The sequence below is a fragment of the Rahnella perminowiae genome (genome assembly GCF_019049755.1).
Lineage (GTDB): Bacteria > Pseudomonadota > Gammaproteobacteria > Enterobacterales > Enterobacteriaceae > Rahnella > Rahnella perminowiae.
The window spans coordinates 1-8,720 of the sequence record NZ_JAFMOS010000423.1; the positions used below are offsets into that span (position 1 = coordinate 1).

Genomic DNA, 8,720 nt, shown 5'->3' on the forward strand with positions numbered 1-8,720 from the left:
TACTTACAGAAGGAAATAATTATCGGGCGTGAATTAATTATTTAAGCCAAATTTAATGCTGTTGCAATAAAATTCTGAGGGGTTTTACCGGTGAAAAGAACGGCTAAAAAGTGATAACGTATGTGCATAAAGTATCCACTCCATCGCCACTACGTTAAACTGTACCCCTGAGAACAGTGAGCGATAAGGATCAGAAAGGATGACGCGAACGGCGTGTCTGGTGTGTAATGCAGGGAATATTGCGCAGGTCATTCCCTCATGCGCTGAAATAAGGTACAAGGCTGCATGAAAATCCCAAATAGAATCCAACCTCTGGTGGATGACGGCCTGATTGATGATGTGGTCCGTCGACTGAAAAGTGGCAAAGAGGCCGACGTTTACACCGTGTTATGCGGTGAAGAGATCCGTTGCGCCAAAGTGTATAAAGAAGCGACACAACGTAGCTTCAAACAGGCCGTGCAGTATCAGGAAGGCCGTAAAGTCCGTAACACCCGCAACGCGCGTGCGATGCAAAAAGGGTCAAAGTTCGGGCGTAAACAGCAGGAAGAATCCTGGCAGACAGCCGAAGTGGATGCGCTGTTCCGTCTGGCGAATGCCGGTGTGCGCGTGCCGCAACCTTACATTTGTCTGGACGGTGTGCTGCTGATGGAGCTTATCACCGATGCTGACGGCGTGGTCGCGCCGCGCCTCAGTGACGTCATCCTGACGGAAGAAGAAGCGATAGCCGATTTTGAGACCATGATCCGCAACATCGTGCGCATGCTGTGCGCCGGTATCGTTCACGGTGACTTATCGGAGTTTAACGTGCTGATGGATGCCGAAGGGCCGGTGATTATCGACCTGCCGCAGGCCGTCGATGCCGCTGCCAATAATCACGCCGAATCGATGTTCGAACGCGATGTGAATAACATGACGGAGTACTACGGCCGGTTCGCACCGCAGCTGCTGGAAACGCGCTTTGCCAAAGAAATCTGGGCATTGTACGAAGACGGCAAACTGACGCCGGAAACTATTCTGACCGGGCTGTTCACCGAAGATACGCATAAAGCCGATGTGGATTCGCTGCTCGATGAAATCACTGCCGCTGAAGATGAGTATTACGACCGTCAGCGCGCAATGAAGGAAAGAGACCTCGATCATTAAGGCATGGTTGTAGGTCCTCTATTCCGGCATTACCGCATGTTTTCCGCAAAAACCGGCGTTCTGCAAAATACGCTGGCCGGTTTCTGAAAGAATAAAGTCTGCCAGCGGTTTCCCTTTCTCCGTGCAGGTCGCCAGCGCATAACGGGCCCGCACGTTATAATCTGCCGGAATATTGAAGACTTCCAGTGCGTCGTTTTCCCGTAACAGCGTGGCATAACTGGTGTAGCCGATGAAAACATCGGCCTGACCGCTGCAGATCAGCCATTCTGCCGCCAGTTTACCTGCCGGGATTTTTGCCGATTTTTCACCACCCACCAGACGCAGTGCTTTGTTGCGTAAAATCGCCCCGGCATCAGGATGCCGCCTTTCAATCAGTTCGAACATCTGCCAGGTGTAATCACCGGAAGGATCGCTTTGCGGTGTGGACGTCGCCAGACGAAAACGGGGATCCAGTAACACGCTCAACCAGTTGAGTTTCTCCAGTTCCGGCCCTTTTCGGGCGGCGACACACAGGCTGTTACCGCAAAAGGCCTCCACTTCCAGCGCCTTACCGTGCTGCTGCAACGTCAGTGGATGCGCGGTGTTGGCGGAAGCAAACAGATCGACCTTTTCGCCCTGTTCGATCCGTTCGCGCAACAGCCCGGCGGGGCCGAATTCTACGTCGATTTTGTTGCCCGTCTCTTCCGTAAAGGCATCGCACAACGGTGCCCATGCGCGGCGCAAACTCCCTGCCGCCAGCACTTTAATCGTCTTTGTCATCAGGTCTCCTTATCACATTGCCTCCGCGTAAAGCGCCGGAGACGAGGCTATTTCTCCGCGCGCGCCGCATCTGCCGCCGATTTAAAATCTGTCCGGTAGAAGCGCTGATAATAAGCATCAGCCTGTTTGTGCATATCAATGTCAGCAAATTTTTGCGGGTAGAGTTTCTTCGCCATCCACAGTTCGCCAATCGCCAGCGCTTCAGGCATCGGATAGCCCCAGGCTTTGGCATATTCCGGCATCAGATAAACACGGTGATTTTTGACCGCATCAATACTCTGCCATTTGGGATCACCGGTGATCTGCCCGACCACTTCCGGATAACGATCCTGTACGAAGATCACCTGCGGGTTCCAGGCGATCACCTGTTCCAGCGCGACCTGCTTAAACCCTTTTACCGTCGCGGCAGCAACGTTCATCGCACCGGCATGGGCCATCATCAGGCCGGTATATTTGCCGGAACCGTAAGTGGTCAGATCGGGATTTGCCATATATGTGCGGATCCGCTGATTGGCCGGAACACCTTTCAGCCGCCCGGCGGTTAACTGGCGCTGAGAAAAAGTATAGTCGATCAACGCCTGTGCCTGTTTCTGGTGATTGACGACTTCGCCAATCAGCGCAATACCTTTCTTCAGTCCTTCGGTATACGCCTTATCTTCATCAGGCAGGACCGGGTTCATCATGTGTTCTTCGCCTTTCGGATCATCACGCAGTGAAACCGCCACGACGGCGATCCCGGTCTGGCTGATCTGGTCGATCATTTCCTGCGGTGCATAGTGGGTGACGAATACCACTTGCGGATGCAGTGCCACCAGACTTTCCAGATTCACGCTGGTCAGGTCGCCGACCACCGGTGTTTTCGCCAGTTCCGGCGCGAGGCGTACATAACCGTTGCCCAGTTGCCGCTGCCAGTTATTCAGTACGCCGACAATATCTTTAGTGGCATCCAATTGAACCAGCAAGTTGAGGGTCTGATGCTGCAATACGACGACACGGTTAACCTGATCAGGAAGCGTGACCTGACGGCCGAGCTGATCGGTTATCTGGCGGGTGGCAAAAACGGAAGGGGAAAACAGGCTCAGGGCCAGCCCGAGCAGGGTAACCGAGGGCAAAAAACGCAATGAAAATGGGTGCACGGAAAAATCCTCTGATTTCGTTATGCAGAGAATTATATAGCGTTGGTGTGAAACTGAATATAACCGGTGACAAATGGCCGGTTATTTACGTCCGTCCAGCAACATACGCACTGCCAGTCCGCCCAGTACTGCGCCCATAAACCAGCGCTGGATGATCATCCACACAGGCCGTCCTGCCAGGAAAACGGCGATGTAACCGGCCGAAAGCGCAATGAGTGCGTTAACTGACGCACTGATCAGAATTTGCGAGCCACCAAGAATCAGTGACTGTGCCAGCACATGCCCCTGTTCCGGCACGATGAATTGCGGCAACAGTGTCAGATATAATACCGCCGCTTTCGGATTCAGCAGGTTCGTGACCAGCCCCATGGTGAACAGCTTTTTATTGCTGTCACGTGGTAACTCCCTGACCTGAAACGGTGAGCGGCCACCGGGTCTGACCGCCTGCCACGCCATATACAGCAGATACGCCGCACCGCCGATACGCAGGGCGTCATAGGCAAATGGCACCGCCATCACCAGCGCGGTAATACCGAGCGCAGCAAACAGCATGTAAAACAGGAAGCCCAGCACAACGCCCCCCAGGGAAATCAGACCGGCTTTCGGCCCCTGACACAGCGAGCGCGAAATCAGGTAAATCATATTCGGGCCAGGCGTTAACACCAGCCCGAGGCAAATTAACAGAAAGGGGAACCAATGAGCGGCATCTGGCATGACAGCCTCCGGCAGGCTTCAGAAAGTGGCAGCCCACAGATATAGAATGTTTAGCACTGGTTTGGCAAGTGACAGCTTGTCATTTTTTATTCATCGATTCCGGTGCATTCTATAAAGGTGACTTACTTCCTTCAGACTGAAAAATCAGGATTTATGATGACGAACACAACGATGTCGGCGCGTCTGGCGATTGCCGGTCAGATTGCGGCACAGGCCGCTGAACTGGCGCTGGGTTTTTTTAACCGCCGGGACGCCATCGAGGTCAGCAGTAAACGCACCCAGGATTTCGTTTCTGAAGCTGATGTGGCGGTCGAGCAGTTTATCCGCAGCCATCTGGCGCAGCATTTCCCGCAGGACGCGGTGATCGGTGAAGAGATGGGGGGCGTACTGACGGATGCCCCTTGCTGGGTGATCGACCCGATCGACGGAACGTCGAATTTCCTGCGTGGTTCGCCGCTGTGGGGCGTATCACTCGGACTGGTAGAGAATAAAAAGCCGCTGATCGGTATTGTGGCGCTGCCGGTATTAAACGATCTGTTTGCGGCAGAATCCGGCAAGGGGATTTTCCTCAACGGCAAGCCGTTTCGTCGTGATGATCGTTTTGAAGATGTGCAGATTGTGTCGCTGGGTGACAGCTCGGACGACAAACTCGACGAAGCCTCGGCATTTTATCAGGGCCTGCGTGCAGCAGACTGGTCGGTGCATTGCTATCGCTGCACGACCGTCGGCATGGTGTTTGCGGCAAAAGGTATTATCGGCGGGCATTTGCAACGCCGCACGACGCTGTGGGACATTGCAGGTGGCACGGTGCTGTGCCAGGAAGCCGGACTGGACACTGTGGTCAAATTTGCCCGCACCGCAGACGGCATTGAGGATTATCGCCATATGTCAGTAGCCGCCGGCACGGCGGATCTGCTATCGGCAGTCATTCCGCTATGGCCCGGATTTGAACCGAAGTAAGTGGCGATAATCGCTCTCTCTTTATGAGAGAGCAAATTGTCGAAACGTCTGTCAGATCCTATTTTTAACGCTGGCCGGTAACATGAAAAATTCGTCCGGTAACCCTAAAATTACATTTCGAAAGTCAGCATTTAACAAAATGAAATATAGTTTCATTTTCACTAAAGTTCCCTCTGTTCCGGCCGTTATGAGTGTTTCCTGTCACTGACTTTCCGATGTGCCCAGATGAAAAAGATCATCAACCTTTCCATACTTGCCCGTTTGCTGGGTGCATTTGCACTCGTCCTGAGTTTGCTGTTAATTTTGGCGGCGATGTCAGCCTGGCTGCTTAACAGCAGCAATCAGCAGATTGAAAACTACCGCGCCTTCCGGCTTCCCGGTGTGCAGTATCCGCTGGTGATGCGTGGCACGCTGGCAGAGTTACGCCTGCAGCAGGTGCAATATATCGCCTCGCCGGAGGGTGCACCGCGTGACGGGCACCGGGGCGAAATCCTTCAGGCAGTGGCCACCTTTAAAAACGCGGAAAATGCGTATCTGAAGCTCAACAGCGGCGGCAGTCAGTCAGATCTGTTTAAGCAGATCGTCGCTAATTTTGAGCAGTTTTCGCTGGCGAATAATCAGGTTATTGCGGCAGTTGAGCGCAATGATATTGCGCAGGCCACACAAATCAGTGGCGATAACTCACGTAAATACCGCACACAACTGATGGCGGATCTGGCAACGCTGGTCAAAAACGAGCTGACCAACAGTGAAACGGCGGCAGCGGATGCCCGCAGCAGTTACCATACGGCCAGCGCGATGTTTTTAGTGCTGGTCTGTGTGGCCTTTATTCTTTCACTGGCCATGGCGCTGCTGCTGGCGCGCACGCTGGTGAAGCAGCTCGGCGGGGAGCCGGCATATGCCGCATCCATCATGCGTGAAATTGCCGCCGGTAATCTGGCGGCAAAAATCACGCTGAAACCGGGTGATAATGGCAGTTTGCTGGCTTCGCTGAACGGCATGAATCAGCAACTGAATAAAACCATTCATCAGATTATGGAAGGCAGTGAATCAATCAATCATGCCGCCAGTGAAATTGAACAAGGCAACGTGGACTTATCACAGCGCACCGAAGAACAGGCGGCCTCGCTGGTGCAGACCAGTTCCAATATGCAAAACCTGACCATGACTGTCAGCCAGAATGCCGAGAATGCCCGGCAGGCGAGTCAGCTGGCGCTGGAAACCTCGAAAACGGCGTCTCAGGGCGGCGTAATTGTGACGGGGATGCAGGCGCATATGCGTGATGTTTCGGGCAGTTCGAATGAAATCATCAATATCATCAGCGTGATTGAAGGTATTGCCTTCCAGACCAACCTGCTGGCGCTGAACGCCGCTGTGGAGGCGGCGCGTGCCGGTACGCAGGGCAAAGGATTTGCGGTGGTAGCGAGTGAAGTGCGGGTGCTGGCGCAAAAAAGCGGGCAGGCGGCAAAAGAAATTAAAGATCTGATCCAGGGCACCGTCAGCAAAATTGCCGAAGGGTCACAGCAGGCCGATCGCGCCAGTAAAGCCATGAGTGAGATCGTCAGCTCGGTGAATAAAGTGGCAGAAATTGTCCGGGAAATCTCGACGGCAAGTTCTGAGCAGCACACCGGTATTCACGAAGTGGGGATTGCCGTTGATCAGATGGATCGGGTTACCCAGCAGAATGCCGCACTGGTGGAGCAGGCGGCGGCAGCGGCGCAATCCCTCACGGAACAAAGCATTGATTTGCGCAACGCCGTGCGGTTTTTCCGCACGGCGACAGCCTGAGCCGTGCGCATCAGCCTTTATGCGTCAGGGGGAGTTTTGACTCCCAGTCCGTATCGGGGTGTTGGGCAATTTGTTGGGGCGTCATCGGACGTCCCAGAAGATAACCCTGCAAGGTATCGCAGCCCAGTTGCGTCAGGAATTCCTGCTGTTGGGTAGTTTCAACGCCTTCGGCCACCACTTTGAGGTTCAGCGTCTGGCCGAGGGCGATGATCGCAGAAACAATACTGGCATCTTCGCTGCCTGCAATCAGGTCGTTAATAAATGCGCCGTCGATTTTCAGCTCACTGGCGGGCAGACGTTTCAGATAGAGCAGGCTGGAATAGCCGGTACCGAAATCATCAATCGAGGCTTTTACGCCGTACTGTGTCAGGCGCTCCAGAATTTCTACGCTGCTATCCGGGTTGCGCATGGCGGTGGTTTCGGTGACTTCCAGCGTGAGCATTTCAGGCGGGATCTGATGGCGTTCAATGGTTTCTATCACCATTTCGACCAGATTTGTCTGTTCAAATTGCAATGTGGAAAGATTCACCGCCACCGTCCATTGCGTATGTCCGGCCATATGCCATTCCCGTAACTGGCGACAGGCTTCGTTCAGCACCCATTCGCCGATCGGAATAATCAGGCCGGTTTTTTCTGCCAGCGGCAAAAATACATCAGGGCTGAGGATGTTACCCCCGCGCTCCCAGCGCAGCAGTGCTTCGAAGCCGCTCACCGGCCCGTAAGGCGCAATAAATTTTGGCTGATAGTGCAGGCGCAGCTCATGGTGTTCAATCGCCAGACGCAAATCATTGAGCATCTGCAACTGGTTCTGCGCGTTGGCGTTCATTGACGGCTGGAAGAAACTGTGGCCGTTGCGACCGGAATTTTTGGTGTGATACATCGCGGCGTCGGCATTGAGCATCAGCTCGCGCTCATTCTCTCCATCGCCCGGATATACTGCGATCCCCACGCTGGCAGAGACCAGCAGTTCATAGCGGGAAACATAAAACGGACGTGCAATCAGATGTACCAGCTTATCGGCCAGTTGTGACGCATCGGTCGGTTCGGTGATTTCAACCAGCAGTACAAATTCATCGCCGCCGAGACGCGCCAGCGTATCCGCCGCCCGGAGCTGTGATTGCAGACGTTCAGTGACGGAAATTAACAGCTGATCGCCGATGTGATGGCCGAAGGCATCGTTAACCGCTTTAAACCCGTCGAGATCCAGAAACAGTACCGCAAACTGCGATTCACCACGCAACGCTTTCTGAAGTGCCTGACTCATGCGGTCTTCCAGTAACAAACGATTAGGTAAACGGGTCAGATTGTCGTGCAGCGCCAGTTGGGTCAGCTCGCGGTTTGCCTGTGCCAGAGAAGACGCCAGAATTGAGGTGCGTGCCTGCATCCGGCCATCGAGAATAGAGATGATCAAGGTGATGGCCAGAATCGCCAGCGTGACCACAATCACCAGTAACGCCAGCCAGTTATTATCCACGCCGCTGAACGCTGCCATACTGTGACTGTCCGTCGGGAATCGGGCTGCCTCCATGCCGATGTAATGCATACCGACAATCGCGGTGCCCATTATCACCGCAGCGCTGATGCGCAGCAGGCGGACATTAGGCGACTGCTGGCGCAAATTGAATGCCATCCACAGCGCCGCGCCGGAAGCGACAATCGCAACAACAACAGAGAGCACCACCCAGCGGTAATCGTAGGTAATGGGCGGCATCATCTGCATGGCGGCCATACCGGTGTAATGCATAGCGGCAATACCGCCGCCCATCAGTAAGGCACCGGCAAATAATCGTCTGGTCGGTAATTCCTGCAGACAGACCAGCCACAGCGCGAAGGCTGAGGAAATGATGGCGATCACCATAGAAAGCAGGGTGATGAAAGGGTCATAACCCATCGGCATCGGGGAATTAAAAGCCAGCATGCCGATAAAATGCATCGACCAGATGCCGATGCCCATTGCAATGGCGCCACCTGTTAACCAAAGTCGGGAAGCCCTTCCTTCCGTGGTGGCGACCCGGCCCGCCATATCTAGCGCGGTATAAGAGGCAAGCATTGCAACAATGAACGAAAACATCACAAGCACATTGTTGTAATTACTGGAAAACATGTGAGGCTCCACAAAGAGAGAGTCGATAGCGACGGGCTGATTTTTATCCGGCGATAATGGCATTAAGAATTATTAAAGGCGAATGAACTTACGATATTTTTTTTCATGTAATTAAG

7 protein-coding genes are annotated in these 8,720 nt (G+C 53.7%); 3 read left to right on the forward strand and 4 right to left on the reverse strand.

All coding sequences use genetic code 11. The features are described from left to right. The first annotated feature begins 285 nt into the window (after positions 1-285). A complete protein-coding gene (locus tag J1785_RS06440; protein ID WP_129954786.1) occupies positions 286-1,143 on the forward strand; it encodes a PA4780 family RIO1-like protein kinase in 858 nt (285 codons plus the stop codon). Between the two features lie 18 nt (positions 1,144-1,161). Here the strand turns inward: J1785_RS06440 and J1785_RS06445 are convergent, their stop codons facing one another. The 3 genes from J1785_RS06445 to J1785_RS06455 all read right to left on the reverse strand — a co-directional run bounded on the left by J1785_RS06445 (position 1,162) and on the right by J1785_RS06455 (position 3,752). Continuing rightward, the gene (locus tag J1785_RS06445) at positions 1,162-1,902 is read right to left on the reverse strand and encodes a molybdate ABC transporter substrate-binding protein (protein WP_217219064.1); all 741 of its coding nucleotides are present in this window, start codon (positions 1,900-1,902) and stop codon (positions 1,162-1,164) included. Positions 1,903-1,949: 47 nt separating this feature from the next. After that, positions 1,950-3,038, reverse strand: coding sequence for an ABC transporter substrate-binding protein (locus J1785_RS06450; RefSeq protein ID WP_217219065.1), 1,089 nt, complete (start codon positions 3,036-3,038; stop codon positions 1,950-1,952). Between the two features lie 81 nt (positions 3,039-3,119). Continuing rightward, entirely contained in the window at positions 3,120-3,752 is a 633-nt protein-coding gene (locus tag J1785_RS06455; RefSeq protein ID WP_129954783.1) for a LysE family translocator, read from the reverse strand. Between the two features lie 153 nt (positions 3,753-3,905). Here J1785_RS06455 and J1785_RS06460 point away from each other — a divergent pair, with 153 nt between their 5' ends. Beyond that, positions 3,906-4,712: an inositol monophosphatase family protein gene (locus tag J1785_RS06460; protein WP_238483107.1), complete on the forward strand. Its 807-nt coding sequence runs from the start codon at positions 3,906-3,908 to the stop codon at positions 4,710-4,712. Between the two features lie 225 nt (positions 4,713-4,937). Next, on the forward strand, positions 4,938-6,500 hold the full coding sequence (locus tag J1785_RS06465; protein ID WP_217219066.1) for a methyl-accepting chemotaxis protein: 1,563 nt from the start codon (positions 4,938-4,940) through the stop codon (positions 6,498-6,500). A gap of 10 nt (positions 6,501-6,510) precedes the next feature. On the opposite strand, the gene J1785_RS06470 is transcribed toward J1785_RS06465, so the two are convergent. After that, the gene (locus tag J1785_RS06470) at positions 6,511-8,604 is read right to left on the reverse strand and encodes a putative bifunctional diguanylate cyclase/phosphodiesterase (protein WP_129991960.1); all 2,094 of its coding nucleotides are present in this window, start codon (positions 8,602-8,604) and stop codon (positions 6,511-6,513) included. Between the last annotated feature and the right edge of the window lie 116 nt (positions 8,605-8,720).

What these genes read in the sequence shown, in the direction of transcription:
- J1785_RS06455 (WP_129954783.1), bottom strand. Translation starts at nt 3,752, where the DNA reads ATGCCAGATGCCGCTCATTGGTTCCCCTTTCTGTTAATTTGCCTCGGG.
- J1785_RS06445 (WP_217219064.1), bottom strand. Translation starts at nt 1,902, where the DNA reads ATGACAAAGACGATTAAAGTGCTGGCGGCAGGGAGTTTGCGCCGCGCA.
- J1785_RS06460 (WP_238483107.1), top strand. Translation starts at nt 3,906, where the DNA reads ATGATGACGAACACAACGATGTCGGCGCGTCTGGCGATTGCCGGTCAG.
- J1785_RS06440 (WP_129954786.1), top strand. Translation starts at nt 286, where the DNA reads ATGAAAATCCCAAATAGAATCCAACCTCTGGTGGATGACGGCCTGATT.
- J1785_RS06470 (WP_129991960.1), bottom strand. Translation starts at nt 8,604, where the DNA reads ATGTTTTCCAGTAATTACAACAATGTGCTTGTGATGTTTTCGTTCATT.
- J1785_RS06465 (WP_217219066.1), top strand. Translation starts at nt 4,938, where the DNA reads ATGAAAAAGATCATCAACCTTTCCATACTTGCCCGTTTGCTGGGTGCA.